The following is a 15,183-nucleotide window of genomic DNA, read 5'->3' as shown; positions in this document are numbered from 1 at the left end:
GGCGATGCGATCGATCAGTGCGCGAACGCAGCCTCCGAGGGTGCATCGGCCGGCTTCGAGATGAAGAACGACCCGACGACCCCGAACAGCGAGATGATCGCCGCCGCGAGGAACGCCGTGCGGATGCCGCCTGCCGTCGCCGCGTCGAGCGTCGCACCGCCCGCCGCGAGAGCCGCCGTTTGCGCCGAGAGCACCGCCACGAGCAGCGCGGTGCCCGCGGCGCCGCCGACCTGCTGGATGGTGCCGACGATCGCGCTGCCGTGCGAGTACAGGTGCGGGGGGACCGCGCCGAGCCCTGCGGTGAAGAGCGGCGTGAACATGAGCGCCAGTCCGAGGCTCATCGTGATGTGGGCGATGAGGACCAGGTAGACCGGCGTGGTCTCGGTCACCATCGTGAGCGACCACATCACCAGGCTGACCAGGAGGGCGCCGGGCACGACGAGGACGCGCGGACCGAACCGGTCGTAGAGGCGGCCCACGAACGGAGCGGCGAGGCCCATCACGAGCCCGCCCGGCAGCAACAGGAGGCCCGTGCCGAGCACATCCAGGTGCAGCACGTGCTGCAGGTAGAGCGGCAGGACGATGATCACGCCGAACAGGGAGGCCGTGGTGACCGCCATCATCACGATGGCGACCGTGAAGATCGGGCTGCGGAAGGTGCGCAGGTCGAGCAGAGCCCGGTCGGTGCGCTGCAGGAGGAGCTGTCGCGTGATGAATGCCGCCAGCGAGAGGACGCCCACCGCGAGCGACCCCCAGAGCATGATCTCGCTGCCTGCAGCGGCCGCACCGGTCTCGCCGCTCAGCGTCAGCCCGTAGACCAGGCCGCCGAAGCCGAACGCCGCGAGGATCACCGAGAGCACGTCGATCCGGCTCTTCTCGGTCTCGGTCACGTTCTCGACGAAGCGGATGCCGATGAGCAGCATCACCAGGGCGATCGGGAGCACGATCAGGAAGATCCACCGCCACGCCAGGAAGTTGAGGATGACGCCCGAGATGGTCGGGCCGATGGCCGGTGCGACCGAGATCACGATCGAGACGTTGCCCATGGTGCGACCGCGCAGCGCCGGCGGCACGAGCGTCATCAGCGTGGTCATCAGCAGCGGAAGCATGATCGCCGTGCCGCACGCCTGGATGACGCGGGCGGCGACGAGCAGCCCGAAGCCGGGCGCGAGCGCGGCCACGAGCGTGCCGAGCGAGAACAGCGACATGGCGGCGATGAAGACCTGCCTGGTCGTGAAGCGCTGGAGCAGGAATCCGGTCATCGGGATGACGACCGCCATCGTGAGCATGAACGCCGTCGAGAGCCACTGCGCGGCGAGCGCGTCGATGTGGAGATCGTCCATGAGCTTCGGGAGCGCGACGCTCATGATCGTCTCGTTGAGGATCACGACGAACGTGGCGGCGAGCAGCAGCCAGATCACGCGCTGATCGCGCGGTGCGATGCGCGGGCGTTCCGTCGCCCGGTCGGTCGAGTCGGCGTTGCCGTTCTTTTCGCCGTTCTTGTCCCCCGAGGACTGATCGAGCGCGGCGGCGTCGAAGGCGTCGGCGGGCGCAGGTGAGGTCTTCTCAGTCACCGGATCACCCTATCGATGACGACCGACATCGGGGGTTGCGAACGGGTGAACTCGCTCCGGCGTTCACTCTCCGCTTAACCCGGAATAGAACGGGCCATTTGCGGCGAATGACGCGATAGGCGGCGTCAGACGCCCCATTTGCCGCAAATCCCTCAGGAGGCGAGGCCGGAGACCTCGCGAACGGCGTCGGCGACGGCCGGGGCGACGGCGAGGAGGTCGGACTCGGTGACGTCCGCGCCCCACGAGAACCGCACCGCGGTTCGCGCGACATCCTCGTCGTAGCCGAGGGCGAGGAGGACGTGCGAGGCGTCCTCGCTGCCCGCAGCGCAGGCGGAGCCGCTGGAGGAGACGATCCCGCGTCGCTCCAGCTCCAGCAGCACGGTCTCTCCGTTGGTGCCGGGGAAGACGAACGAGGCGGTACCGGGCAGGCGCTCGGACGGGTGCCCGGTCAGCTGCGCGCCGGGAGTCGCGGCGACGACGGCGGCGACGAACGCGTCGCGCGCCGCCGAGGCGCGGACAGCGTTGGCCTCCCTGTCGCGCATCGACAGGCGCGCCGCCGTCGCCAGGGCGACGGCCCCCGCCACGTTCTCGGTTCCCGAGCGTCGGCCGCGCTCCTGTCCGCCCCCGTGCACCACCGGCTCGAGGGCGAGCCGGCCGCGGGCGAAGAGCGCGCCGATGCCCTTTGGGGCGCCGATCTTGTGACCGGAGACACTCAGGGCGTCGACTCCGAGCGCGTGCACGTCGAGCGTGAGCCAGCCGGCGGCCTGGACGGCGTCCGTGTGGAACGGGACGCCCTTCTCGTGCGCGAGGGCCGCGAGCTCGGCGACGGGCTGGATCGTGCCGACCTCGTTGTTCGCGAGCATCACGCTCGCCAGGGTCGTGTCCGCGCGCAGCGCCGCAGCGAAGGCGGAGGGGGAGACCCGTCCATCGCGCCCGACCGGCACCAGGGTGACCTCGAAGCCGTGCAGGCGCACCAGATGGTCGACGGACGCGAGGACCGCCTCGTGCTCGATGGGCGTCGTGACGATGTGCCGGCCTCGTGGTGCGCCGAGGGCGATCCCTTTGATCGCGAGGTTGTCGGCCTCCGTCCCCCCGGAGGTGAACACGACCTCGGAGGCCCGGCAGCCCAGCCATTCGGCGACGGTCGATCGGGCGGCGGCCAGGGCACGCGCCGCGGACTCGCCGACGGCGTGATGACTGGAGGGGTTGCCGAAGTCGCCGGTCAGATACGGCCACATCGCCTCGAGCACCTCGCGGCGCACCGCGGAGGTCGCGGCCGCGTCGAGATACAGGCCCGTCATGGCAGCCGTCCGCTCACGGCCCGTCGACCACCACGTCGAGCCCGAGGTCGAGGGAGCGCACGCTGTGCGTGAGCGCCCCCGACGAGATGACGTCCACGCCGGTCTCGGCGATCTCGCGCACGGTGGACAGGCTGACGTTGCCGCTGGCCTCGACGATGGCGCGACCGCCGACGATGGCCACGCCCGCCCGCAGCTCGTCGAGGGTGAAGTTGTCGAGCATGATCGTGTCGACCCCGGCGGCCAGCACCGGCTCGATCTGGTCGATGCGGTCGACCTCGACCTCCAGGTGCGTGGTGTGCGACATCCGGGAGCGCACGGCGCGCAGAGCGTCGGTGACCGAGAGGCCGGTCTGCGCGGTGAGCACGGCGAGGTGGTTGTCCTTGGCCATCACGGCGTCCGAGAGCGAGTAGCGGTGGTTGTGACCGCCGCCGCTGCGCACCGCGTGCCGCTCGAACGCACGCAGGCCCGGCGTGGTCTTGCGGGTGTCGACGATGCGCGCCGAGGTGTGCGCCACCTCGCGTACGAACGCGGAGGTGAGGGTGGCGATGCCGCTCATCCTCTGCACGAAGTTGAGCGCGACCCGCTCGCCCTGGAGGACCGAGCGTGCCGGTCCGCTGACGGTCGCGAGGGTGTCGCCGGCCTCGAACACGTCGCCGTCCGCCACGAGGAGCTCGACGCGGATGGCCGGGTCGGTGAGCGTCATCGCCGCCGTGAAGACCGCGCCGCCGGAGAACGTGCCGGGCTCGCGCGCGGAGAGCCGGGCCGTCGCAGATGCCGTCTCCGGAATGAGCAGCTCGCTGGTCACATCGCCCCAGGGCGCGTCTTCGGCGAGGGCGGCTCCGACGACGTCGTGGATGGTCTGGCGGGTCAGCATGGAACGGTCACCTCGGTCGGGACGGGGAGCGGCGCGAGCACGGTGTGGTGCGGCACCGCATCCGCGGGGAGCGGGAAGTCGGAGCGGAAATGGGCGCCGCGCGACTCCTCGCGCGACAGGGCGGAGGCGACGACGAGCCGCCCGAGCTGGAGCAGGTTCGCGTCCTCTCCCGGCTCGGGCATGCGCAGTGCGGCGAGCGCGCGTGCGGCGCGTTCGAGTCCTGCGCGGTCGCGGTGGAGGCCGGCACCGACCCACAGCACGTCTTGCAGGAGCGTGCGGTCGAACGGCCGATCGGCGTCGGATTCCTCCAGCGGCATGGACCCGGCGGCGACGGTCGGTCCGTCGGTCCAGTCCGGGGCGTCCGTCCACTGTGCGCCGATCGCATCGGCGGCCCGATGCGCGAAGACCAGACCCTCCAGCAGTGAGTTGGAGGCCAGCCGGTTCGCCCCGTGCGCCCCCGTGCAGGCGACCTCGCCGACGGCGAAGAGGCCGGGCACGCTCGTGCGTCCGTGCACATCGGTCGCGACCCCGCCCATGGCGTAGTGCGCGGCCGGCGTCACGGGCACCGGCACGCGGGACCAGTCGATCCCGGCCGCGCGGCAGGCCGCGTCGATGGTCGGGAAGCGCCGGGCGAGGAAGTCGGCGCCGAGCGCCGTCGCGTCGAGCACGACGGGGAGGCCGTCCTGGGCGGCCATCTCGACGGCGATCGCCCGGGCGACCACGTCGCGCGGTGCGAGTTCGGCGTCAGGGTGCGCGTCGAGCATGAACCGCTCGCCGCGCGCGTTGCGCAGCACGGCGCCCTCGCCGCGGACCGCTTCCGACACCAGGAAGGTGCGCGATCCTCCGTCGCCCGACGGGAGCCGGAGCGCCGTCGGGTGGAACTGCGTGAACTCGAGGTCGGCGAGCAGCGCGCCGGCGCGCCATGCCGCCGCGACGCCGTCGCCTGTCGCGATCGCGGGGTTGGTCGTGTGCGCGTACAGCTGTCCCCACCCACCTGTGGCGAGGATCACCGCGTCAGCGTCGAGCCGTGTCCCGGTGCCGTCGGCGAGCCTCAGCGCGACGCCGGAGGCGGCGCCGTCCGACACCAGGACGTCACGGAGGAAGGCGCCGGTCACCACCCGGATGCCCGCGCGCCGCACAGCGTCGTCGAGCGCCCGCTCGATCTCCGCGCCCGTGGCGTCGCCGCCCGCGTGCAGGACGCGCGCGCTCGAGTGCGCCGCCTCCAGCCCCCGGGCGAGACCCTGCCCGTCGCGATCGAATGCGACGCCGAGCGCGATCAGCTCGCGGACGCGTTGCGGGCCGTCGCCGCAGAGCGCTTCGACGGCGGCCGTCACGTTCAGCCCGGCTCCGGCGCGCAGGGTGTCCGCGACGTGCGCGGCGACGCTGTCGTCGGAGAACACGGCCGCGGCGATCCCACCCTGCGCGTACCGCGTGCTCCCGTCGGCGATCGTGCCCTTGGTGACCACCGTCACCTCGTGGCGCTCTGCCGCCCGCAGGGCGGCGACGAGACCGGCGATACCGCTCCCGACCACGACCACGCGGGCCATGTCAGGCCGCCATCGTCGTGTCCGGGCGCGCCGCGAGCATGCGCTCGAGAGCGACCCTGGCGGGTTCGGCCACGTCGGCGGAGACGCGCACCTGGTTGAGCACCTCGCCGCGCACGAGCCCCTCCAGCACCCAGGCCAGGTAGCCCGGGTGGATGCGGTACATGGTCGAGCACGGGCAGACCACCGAGTCGAGGCAGAAGATCGTGTGCTGCGGGTACTCGGCGGCGAGGCGCTGCACCAGGTTGATCTCGGTGCCGATGGCGAACGTCGAACCCGCAGGCGCGGCCTGGATGGCCTTCACGATGTAGTCCGTCGAGCCGTACTCGTCGGCGGCGTCGACCACGTCCATCGGGCACTCGGGGTGCACGATCACGCGCACGCCGGGGAACTCCGCCCGCGCGTGCTCGATCTGGCCGACCGTGAAGCGCTTGTGCACGGAGCAGAAGCCGTGCCACAGGATGACCTGCGCGTCGCCGAGTGCGGCCTCGTCGTTTCCGCCGAGGGGCTTGCGCGGGTTCCAGAGCGGCATCCGCTCCAGGGGCACGCCCATCGCCTTCGCCGTGTTGCGGCCGAGGTGCTGGTCGGGGAAGAACAGCACCCGCCGGCCGCGCTGGAAGGCCCACTCGAGCACCGTCGCCGCGTTGGACGACGTGCAGACGATGCCGCCGTGCTCGCCGCAGAACGCCTTGAGCGCCGCCGAGGAGTTCATGTAGGTGACCGGGATGACGGGCACCCGGCCGTCGGCGTCCGGCTCTGTGCCGTAGAGCTCCTCCAGCGCCTCCCAGCAGTCCTGCACGGAGTCGAGGTCGGCCATGTCGGCCATCGAGCAGCCGGCGGCCAGGTTCGGCAGGATCACCTTCTGCTCCGGACGCGAGACGATGTCGGCCGTCTCTGCCATGAAGTGGACGCCGCAGAAGACGATCGTCTCGGCCTCCGGCCGCGCTTTGGCCGCGTTGGCGAGCTGGAAGGAGTCGCCGACGAAGTCGGCGTACTGCACGACCTCGTCGCGCTGGTAGAAGTGGCCCATCACGGCGACCCGGTCGCCGAGTGTCGCCTTCGCCGCCCGGATCCGTTCGGCCAGCTCCTCCTTCGACGCGGTGCGGTACTCCTCCGGCAGCTCGCCCTGACGCGGGGCGTGCGCCGGGATGGGGTCCTCCTGCGAGGCCCCGGGACCGTACGAGGGCGGCGCGGAGTCGAACAACCACGGCCCCTCGGCGAGCTCGGGGGCGCAGGTGGCGCCGTCGAGGCTTCCGCTCGCGATGAGCTGGATGGTGGTGTCGACCGATGCGATGGTCATGACTGCTCGCTTTCCGGGGTGGGACGTTGTTCGGGGGACTGAGCTGATCCGAGTGCCTGGCGTGATTCGTACGGAGGCTGCTGGCGGGGGAGCGGCCCCGCGTCGGCGAGGTCGATCGAGTCGTTGTAGCGGTAGAGCCGGGGAGGCCGATGGCGCGTCCCCGTCAGATAGTCGCCGGTCGGGACCACGGCTCCGGAGGCCTCGATCGTCCGCCGGAAGTTGGCCGGGTCAAGGGGCCGGCCGAGCACGGCCTCGTGCACTTCGCGCAGCTGCGCGAGCGTGAAGCGCTCGCCGAGGAAGGCGTGGGCGATGCGGGAGTACTCCATCTTCGTGCGGAGCCGCCAGAGCGCGTATTCGACGATGACGTTGTGGTCGAAGGCGAGCCGGGGGAGGTCGTCCGCGGCGAACCAGCCGACGTTCTCGCCCGCCGTCGCCTGCTCGGCCTCGGCACTGCCGACCAGCGCCCAGTAGACGATGGAGACGACGCGCTCGACGCTGCCCGGGGCGCCGGGGGAGCGCACCGCGTCGCCGAACGTGTAGAGCTGCTCCAGGTACCGCGGGGTCAGGCCGGTCGTGTCGCCCAGCGTCCGCGCGGCCGCGTACGCCAGGTCTTCGCCGATCCGGAGCGGGCCGCCGGGGAGCGCCCAGCATCCTTCGTACGGGTCGCGGATGCGGCGCACGAGCGGCAGCCACACCTGGGGCTCGCCTCCCGTCTGCTCGTCGGAGCGCAGCGCGAAGATGACGGTCGACACGGCGAGCATCGCGCTCGCGTGTTCGTGTGCGGCCATCTCCGGCCTCCCGTCGGACTAAAGGTCACCGTGACCATAAGTTGTCGGCCATCTTAGTGTCACTCTGACCCGAACAGCAAACCGGCCGCGTCGCACGCGGGCGCGCGCGGAGAGGGCGAGGATGCGGATATGCTGGCCGGGTCAACTGAATATCGGGCCAATCAGGTCGATGCGGGAGAGTCGCGCCCCGTGCGCGGCACCGAAGGAGCAATCCTCCCCGACAATCTCTCAGGTACGTGTACCGCATCGGACTGGCCACTCTGAAAAGCAGGGTCGCTCGCACGCGTCCGGCCCTCGCCCACGGTGAAAGCCGTCGCCCGCTCGCGCGGGCGCGGTGAAACTCTCAGGCCGGATGACAGAGGGGGAGTTCTTCACACGGGAGCGCGACGCGCTTCCCGTCATCCCTCCGGCACGGCCGGCGAACGGAGAACTCATGAGCTCGCAGGACAGTCAGACCAACGCAACGGAGCGCACCTCACCCCTCCATGACGCCCACACGGCGGCGGGTGCGTCCTTCACCGACTTCGCCGGCTGGCAGATGCCGGTGCGCTACTCCAGCGATCTCGCGGAGCACCACGCCGTGCGCACCGCGGCCGGCCTGTTCGACCTGTCGCACATGGGCGAGATCGTGCTCCTCGGCCCGGAGGCCGCACAGGCGCTCGACTACGCTCTCGCCGGCAAGCTCTCGTCGCTCGCGCTCGACCAGGCGAAGTACAGCATGCTGCTGTCGCGCTCCGGCGGCATCCTCGACGACCTCGTCGTCTACCGCACCGGCGACGACCGCTACATGGTCGTCGCGAACGCCTCCAATCGCGAGGCCGTCGCCGAGGAGCTGCGCGACCGCACGGCCCCGTTCGACGTGGAGGTCTACGACGAGAGCGACGACATCGCGCTGATCGCCGTGCAGGGTCCCGCCTCGCTGAGCATCCTGCTGGCCACCCCCGGCTTCCACATCGAGGGCGACGACTTCGCGCAGCGCGTCACGGAGCTGAAGTACTACTGGAGCGTCCCGGCAGAATTCGAGACGCACCCGGTGCTCGTCGCCCGCACCGGGTACACCGGCGAGGACGGCTTCGAGCTGTACACCGCCCCCGACAACGCCCGCGCGCTCTGGGACGCCCTGATGGAGGCCGGCGCCGCACAAGGCCTCGTGCCCGCCGGTCTCGCCAGCCGCGACACGCTCCGGCTCGAGGCGGGGATGCCGCTCTACGGCCACGAGCTCGGCCGCGACACGATGCCCGCCCAGGCCGGTCTCGGCCGCGTGGTCAACCTCGCCAAAGACAGCGACTTCGTCGGTCGCGCCGCCAGTGAGGAGGGCCCCGACGCCGAAGCGCGCGTGCTCGTCGGACTGATGGGCCACGGCAAGCGCGCCGCGCGCGCGGGCTACCCGGTGCTCGCCCCCGCCGTCGACGGGGCGGCCGAGGCGGTCGGGGTCGTGACCTCCGGCGCCCTCTCGCCCACGATCGGCGTCCCGATCGCCATGGCCTACGTCTCTCCGCGGTTCGCCCGCCCCGGCACCGAGCTGCACGTCGACGTGCGCGGCACCACCCTTCCGTTCACCGTCACCGCCCTCCCCTTCTACAGCAGAAAGCCAATCTCCCCCAGAAAGGACGGCTGACATGGCCGCAGAGCACGACCTCAAATACACCGCCGAGCACGAGTGGCTCCTCGTCGACGGCGACACCGCGACCGTCGGCATCACGAGCTACGCCGCCGAGAAGCTGGGTGATGTGGTCTTCGTCGAGCTGCCCGCCGAGGGCAGCGACGTCGCCGCCGGGCGCGTGGTGGGCGAGATCGAGTCGACCAAGTCGGTCGGCGAGCTCTTCGCCCCGGTCGACGGCACCGTCGCGGAGGCCAATCAGGCCGTCGTCGACGCGCCGGAACTGGTCAACAGCGACCCGTTCGGAGAGGGCTGGCTCATCAAGGTGACCTTCAGCGCCCTCCCCGACGGGCTCCTCTCCTACGACGAGTACAAGGCCCTCACGGGCGAGTAAGGCTTCCGCGACACATGAGCGACCTGTTCCAGACGCGTCACATCGGCACCGACGGGGACGCGCAGCAGTCGATGCTGTCCGACCTCGGCTACGAATCCGTGGAGGCGCTCGTCTCCGCCGCCGTGCCGGACTCCATCCGCGTGGACGCCGCGCGCGTGTCCACCCTGCCCGCCCCGATCGGCGAGCGCGCGGCCCTGCGCGAGCTGCGCGCGCTCGCCGCGCGCAACACGGTGAACCGCAGCCTGATCGGGCTCGGCTACTACGGCACCATCACCCCGGCGGTCATCAAGCGCAACGTGCTGGAGAACCCGGGCTGGTACACCGCGTACACGCCGTATCAGCCGGAGATCTCGCAGGGCCGCCTGGAGGCGCTCATCAACTTCCAGACGATGGTCTCCGACCTGACCGGGCTGGACACCGCCAACGCCTCGATGCTCGACGAGGGCACTGCTGTCGTCGAGGGCATGCTGCTGGCCCGTCGTGCCTCGAAGGTCGCGGGGTCGAGCTTCGTCGTGGACGCCGACACCTTCCCGCAGACCCTGGCGCTGCTGCGCAACCGTGCGGAGGCCGTCGGCATCGAGCTCGTCGTTCTCGACCTCGCGTCGACGCCCGCCGATGCGCCCGAGCTGCAGGCGGCGTTCGGCCTGTTCGTGCAGTATCCCGGCGCCTCCGGTCGGGTCTGGGACCCCTCCGCCGTGATCGCCTCGGCCAAGGCCGCAGGCGCGGTCGTCGTGGCCGCCGCCGACCTGCTCGCGCTCACCCAGCTGACCTCGCCGGGCGAGCTCGGCGCCGACGTCGCCGTCGGCACCAGCCAGCGCTTCGGCGTGCCGATGGGCTTCGGCGGCCCGCACGCGGGCTACATGGCCGTGCGGAAGGGCCTGGAGCGGCAGCTCCCCGGCCGCCTGGTCGGCGTCTCGCAGGATGCCATCGGCAAACCCGCCTACCGCCTCACGCTGCAGACGCGCGAGCAGCACATCCGCCGCGAGAAGGCGACCTCCAACATCTGCACCGCCCAGGTGCTGCTCGCGGTCATGGCCGCGATGTACGCCGTCTACCACGGCCCTGCGGGCCTCCGGGCGATCGGCCGGCACGTTCACCTCTCCGCGGTCGCAGTGGCCGGTGCACTGCGCGCCGCCGGCGTCGAGGTGCCGTCGCGGTCGTACTTCGACACGCTCGTCGTCGAGGTGGACGACGCGGCGACGGTGGTCGAGCGCGCCCACGGGCGCGGGCTGCTGCTGCACGCGATCGACGCCGGTCTGGTCTCGCTGAGCCTCGACGAGGAGTCGGCGGCCGACCTGCGCGACGGCGTCTTCCCGCTCGGTGACCTGATCGAGGTGCTCGGCGGCACCGTCGACGGCGAGGCCGCCCCGGTGTTCGGCTCCGAGCCGTCGTTCGAGCCGGCCCTCGCCCGCACTTCCGCGTTCCTCACCCACCCCGTGTTCTCCACGCACCACTCCGAGACGGCGCTGATGCGGTACCTCCGGCAGCTGCAGGACCGCGACTACGCGCTCGACCGGGGCATGATCCCGCTCGGCTCGTGCACGATGAAGCTCAACGCCGCCACCGAGATGGAGGCCGTCACCTGGCCCGAGTTCGCCGCCCTCCACCCGTTCGCGCCCGCCGCGGACGTCGCGGGATCGCTGGAGCTGATCGACCAGCTCGAGGGCTGGCTCGCCGACGTCACCGGCTACGACACCGTCTCCCTGCAGCCGAACGCGGGCAGCCAGGGCGAGCTCGCCGGCCTCCTCGCGATCCGCGGCTACCACCGCTCGCGCGGCGACGACCAGCGCACCGTGTGCCTCATCCCGCAGTCGGCGCACGGCACGAACGCCGCGTCGGCGGTCCTCGCCGGGATGAGCGTCGTGGTCGTCGCGACCGACGAGCTCGGCAACGTCGACCTGGACGACCTGCGCGCGAAGATCGCGGCGAACGCCGAGACCCTCGCCGCCCTGATGATCACCTACCCGTCGACCCACGGCGTCTACGAGCACGAGGTCGTCGCCATCACCGCTGCCGTGCACGAGGCCGGCGGCCAGGTCTACGTCGACGGCGCCAACCTCAACGCCCTGCTGGGCTACGCCCGGTTCGGCGACTTCGGCGGCGACGTCAGCCACCTCAACCTGCACAAGACGTTCTGCATCCCGCACGGCGGCGGCGGCCCAGGTGTCGGCCCGGTGGCTGCCAAGGCGCACCTCGCGCCGTTCCTGCCGGGGCACCCGCTCGCTCAGGATGCGACGCATGTGCTCGCCGGCGAGGGCGCGGACGGCCGGATCGTCCACGGCGGGGGCCCCGTCTCAGCGGCGCCCTACGGCAGCCCGAGCATCCTCCCGATCAGTTGGGCCTACGTGCGGATGATGGGGGCGGAGGGGCTCACCGACGCCACCGGCGCCGCCGTGCTCGCGGCGAACTATGTCGCGGCCCGGCTGCGGGAGCACTACCCCGTGCTCTACGCGGGCGACAACGGCCTCGTCGCGCACGAGTGCATCCTCGACGTCCGGCCCCTCACCGAGCGCACCGGTGTCACCGTCGACGACGTCGCCAAGCGGCTCATCGACTTCGGCTTCCACGCCCCGACGATGTCGTTCCCGGTGGCCGGCACGCTGATGGTCGAGCCGACGGAGAGCGAAGACCTCGCCGAGCTCGACCGCTTCGTGACGGCCATGATCGCCATCAAGGCGGAGGCCGACGCGGTGGCGGCGGGGGAGTGGCCGGCCGACGACAACCCGCTGCGCGGCGCCCCGCACACCGCGGAGTCCGTGGTGTCGTCGAGCTGGGATCACGCCTACACCCGTGAGCAGGCCGTCTACCCGGTGCCGACTCTGGTGCGCAACAAGTACTGGCCTCCCGTGCGGCGCATCGACCAGGCCTACGGCGACCGCAACCTGTTCTGCGCCTGCCCGCCGCCCGAGGCCTTCGCCTAGACCTCCCGCGCGCACGGCCTCTGAACCGCCTCCGATCACCTCGATCGGAGGCGGTTCCTGTTTCGGGAGGCTGCCCTCAGTTCTGCGCGCGCAGCACTCAGAGTGGGCCCCGATGCCACTCAATGCTCGTGGAGTGCTCAATGCTAGGTGCGGCATTCCAGTGCGATCCGCTCAGGAATGCGTCACCCTTCCCCCCTTCTCCTGAGGAGCGTCATGAACCCGCAGCCCGAATCGCCGACCCGCTCGATCTCCCGGCGCACGATCGTCGGCGCGGCCGCGTGGACGACCCCCGCGATCGTCCTGTCGGCCGCCTCACCCGCTCACGCCGTCTCGTCTCCGGGAACTCCGGAGACGCCGACGATCGAGTTCCTCACGACACCCCCTGCGGTGCGCTCCGGCGAGACCTTCGGGGATGTCGTGATCTCCGTGACGTCGAACGGCAAGAACCCCGTTCCGCCCGGGACCCTCATCTCCGTGTCTGTCGACCCCCTGAAGTTCTCAGACGGATCGGTGTCCCGGGAGTTCGCGGCGACGGGCACCCTCGAGAGCGTCAGGATCTCCGGCATCAGCAGTGTCGGCGTGCCCGGGGGCAAAGCGGTCGCGGTGACCGTCCGGTACTCGACAGCGCTCGCTCACGCGTTCCTGACCGTCGACGGGGCCGCAGCAGGCGGGGTCTACGCGTGGGGCTACAACTACTCCGGCGAGGTCGGCGATGGCCGAGCGGGCACGCGAACCGTTCCGAGCCGTTGGCTGGGGAACGAGAAGTACACCGCCATCACCGGCGCCCACGGCACGTTCCACGCCATCACCACGAGTGGGACGATCTTCGCGACCGGGTACAACGCGTATGGAGTCCTGGCCGACAACGGCACGGCGAGCTCGGGTACCAAGGGTCCGCAGGGGCCCGCCAAGACACTCGACGGCCGCACGTTCTCCGCGAGCCGTTTCGGCCAGGCGAACTCCTGTCTCGATTCGACGATCTTCACCTTCGACGCCGACGGCCGCCTCCACGGCGTCGGCAACAACCCCGGCGGCAACTTCTCGATCAACGATGGAAGCACCGCCGGAACGCAGAAGGGCTACAACGGCTACGTTCCGGTCGGTCTGGAGATCCTCGCCCGCAACCCGGGAAAGACGATCGTCTCGGTCAGCGACGCCGGCTGGTGGCGCGCGCTCTACCTCCTGAGCGACGGGACCGTCTGGAACGCCGGAGCCAACCAGCGGCAGGCGATGGGGAACAACGGCAAGGAGAACCAGCAGTACCTCGCGGCGCAGACGGTCACGGCGAGCGGTGCGCCCCTGAAGAACATCGTCGAGGCCCACGCCACCCAGGATTCCTCGGTCTACCTGGACAGCGCGGGCAACCTGTGGGGCGCGGGAAAGAACACCTACGGTCAGCTCCCCGGCCTCGGGGCGAAGGGTGCGGTCTCCGGGGTCGCCGTGCCGCTGACGCGGCCCGAGGGCAAGCGCGTGGTGAAGATCTGGGTCAACGCCTCCGACCTGGAGTCGGTGTTCGCGAAGGCCGAGGACGGTGTGATCTACATGGCCGGCAACAACACGACAGGTTACGGGAGCATCGGCACCGCCGCGGCCAGTGCGAACGTCTGGTCGCGGGTCATCGTCCCGACCGGCAAGACGATCAAGCACATCGAGTTCGGTGGCGAGGGCGGTCTGTACCTCATGACCGACGGCTCCGTGTACTTCGCGGGGAAGAACGACACCGGTGGTCCCGGCACGGGCGTGACCGCGGGCAACACCGTGACCATGACCCAGGTCCCGCTGCCGGGCCCCGCGGTCGACATCGCGGGGACCTACATGGACAGCTACGCGGTGATCGTCGAGGGCTAGGCGCAGGCCGTCGCCCAGGTGCCCCGCTCGCCTCACGCGGGCGGGGCACCGGCGTTCACGCGAAGATGTGGGGCCAGAGGGCGACGGCGAGGGGATAGCCGACGAACGAGACGATGTCGATGATGACGTGCGCGACGACGAGCGGCATCACCCGACCCCAGCGCGTGTAGCACCAGCCGAAGACCACCCCCATGATCGCGTTGCCGACGAACGGGCCGAAGCCCTGGTACAGGTGGTAGCTGCCGCGCAGCACGGCGGCCGAGAGGATGATCGTCCACTTCGACCATCCCAGCTGCCGCAGGCGCGTGAAGAGGTAGCCGACGATGATCACCTCCTCCTGCAGTCCGGCGCGCAGTGCCGCGAAGATCAGGATGGGAACCGTCCACCAATAGGTGTCGAGCGGTGAGGCCTGCACCTGCACCGTCAGCCCGAGCACCCGGCCGAGGGCGTAGAAGAGGATGCCGGGGACGCCGATGACCAGGAAGAGCAGCACGCCGCCGCCGAGGTCGCGTCCCGGCCGGCTCAGGTCGAAGCCGATCCGGCGGAAGCCGCTGCGCTGTGGCTGCCAGAGGAGGAAGATCACCAGTGCGACGGCGAACAGCGGGAACGCGTTGCCGAGGAACTGATAGAGGAAGTCGAAGGCCTGCCGGCTCGACTGGGACGGGTTCACCTGCGCCGTCTGGTCGGCCAGCGGGGTGCTCTGCGTGGAACGGTCGATGATCGAGACGATCGAGTACACTGCGGACTGGCCGAGCGAGAGGCCGAGGACGATCGCGACCTCCCACCAGAGGCGGGGGCGACCGCCGCGCTCGACGGGGACTTCGCCGCTCCAGGTGGCGCTGGCGCCCGGCGTCGGGGCAGCCGCGGTCGGCTCACTGCTCATATGTGCATCCTGCCAGGCCCTCGCCGCGCGCGGCGACACGTTGTACATGCGCGAATACCACCCCGCGAATGCGCGAAGCGCGCGATTTCTTGCGTTTCACGCTCGCAGATCGCTGTTTCGGCGGGCCTCGCGCAACGATCCGCCGACTGAGTTACC

The 15,183-nt window shown here is 71.0% G+C and carries 11 protein-coding genes and 2 riboswitches; of the genes, 4 read left to right on the top strand and 7 right to left on the bottom strand.

Going from position 1 to position 15,183, the window contains the following annotated elements; translation table 11 throughout:
• Nucleotides 1-14: 14 nt before the first annotated feature.
• From KNO15_RS04760 to KNO15_RS04735, 6 genes are all read right to left on the bottom strand, one after another.
• Nucleotides 15-1,442 (bottom strand): DHA2 family efflux MFS transporter permease subunit, encoded by a 1,428-nt coding sequence (locus KNO15_RS04760; protein WP_241702688.1) that lies wholly within the window; start codon nt 1,440-1,442, stop codon nt 15-17.
• Nucleotides 1,443-1,726: 284 nt separating this feature from the next.
• Nucleotides 1,727-2,875 carry a cysteine desulfurase family protein gene (locus tag KNO15_RS04755; protein ID WP_241702280.1) on the bottom strand — a complete coding sequence of 383 codons (1,149 nt, stop codon included), beginning with the start codon at nt 2,873-2,875 and terminating at the stop codon, nt 1,727-1,729.
• A 13-nt stretch (nt 2,876-2,888) separates the two neighbouring features.
• Nucleotides 2,889-3,749 (bottom strand): carboxylating nicotinate-nucleotide diphosphorylase, encoded by an 861-nt coding sequence (gene nadC, locus KNO15_RS04750; protein WP_241702279.1) that lies wholly within the window; start codon nt 3,747-3,749, stop codon nt 2,889-2,891.
• On the bottom strand, nt 3,743-5,296 hold the full coding sequence (gene nadB / locus KNO15_RS04745; RefSeq protein ID WP_241702278.1) for an L-aspartate oxidase: 1,554 nt from the start codon (nt 5,294-5,296) through the stop codon (nt 3,743-3,745). Before nadB ends, nadC begins: the two co-directional genes overlap by 7 nt.
• 1 nt (nt 5,297) lies before the next feature.
• Nucleotides 5,298-6,593: a quinolinate synthase NadA gene (gene nadA / locus KNO15_RS04740; RefSeq protein WP_241702277.1), complete on the bottom strand. Its 1,296-nt coding sequence runs from the start codon at nt 6,591-6,593 to the stop codon at nt 5,298-5,300.
• Nucleotides 6,590-7,381, bottom strand: coding sequence for an NUDIX hydrolase (locus tag KNO15_RS04735; RefSeq protein ID WP_241702276.1), 792 nt, complete (start codon nt 7,379-7,381; stop codon nt 6,590-6,592). Before KNO15_RS04735 ends, nadA begins: the two co-directional genes overlap by 4 nt.
• 162 nt (nt 7,382-7,543) lie before the next feature.
• Nucleotides 7,544-7,635, top strand: a riboswitch (glycine riboswitch).
• A gap of 1 nt (nt 7,636) precedes the next feature.
• Nucleotides 7,637-7,747, top strand: a riboswitch (glycine riboswitch).
• A 67-nt stretch (nt 7,748-7,814) separates the two neighbouring features.
• On the opposite strand from KNO15_RS04735, the gene gcvT reads away from it, so the two are divergent.
• From gcvT to KNO15_RS04715, 4 genes are all read left to right on the top strand, one after another.
• Nucleotides 7,815-8,999, top strand: coding sequence for a glycine cleavage system aminomethyltransferase GcvT (gene gcvT, locus KNO15_RS04730; RefSeq protein ID WP_241702275.1), 1,185 nt, complete (start codon nt 7,815-7,817; stop codon nt 8,997-8,999).
• 1 nt (nt 9,000) lies between these two features.
• Nucleotides 9,001-9,375 carry a glycine cleavage system protein GcvH gene (gcvH, locus tag KNO15_RS04725; RefSeq protein ID WP_241702274.1) on the top strand — a complete coding sequence of 125 codons (375 nt, stop codon included), beginning with the start codon at nt 9,001-9,003 and terminating at the stop codon, nt 9,373-9,375.
• Nucleotides 9,376-9,389: 14 nt separating this feature from the next.
• Entirely contained in the window at nt 9,390-12,296 is a 2,907-nt protein-coding gene (gcvP, locus tag KNO15_RS04720; RefSeq protein ID WP_241702273.1) for an aminomethyl-transferring glycine dehydrogenase, read from the top strand.
• A gap of 213 nt (nt 12,297-12,509) precedes the next feature.
• Nucleotides 12,510-14,144, top strand: coding sequence for an RCC1 domain-containing protein (locus KNO15_RS04715; RefSeq protein ID WP_241702272.1), 1,635 nt, complete (start codon nt 12,510-12,512; stop codon nt 14,142-14,144).
• A gap of 55 nt (nt 14,145-14,199) precedes the next feature.
• Here the strand turns inward: KNO15_RS04715 and KNO15_RS04710 are convergent, their stop codons facing one another.
• Entirely contained in the window at nt 14,200-15,027 is an 828-nt protein-coding gene (locus tag KNO15_RS04710; RefSeq protein WP_241702271.1) for a CPBP family intramembrane glutamic endopeptidase, read from the bottom strand.
• Between the last annotated feature and the right edge of the window lie 156 nt (nt 15,028-15,183).

It is taken from the genome of Leifsonia shinshuensis (assembly GCF_022606355.1).
GTDB classification, from domain to species: Bacteria; Actinomycetota; Actinomycetes; order Actinomycetales; family Microbacteriaceae; genus Leifsonia; species Leifsonia shinshuensis_B.
This window is presented reverse-complemented; position numbering and strand designations above follow the sequence as displayed.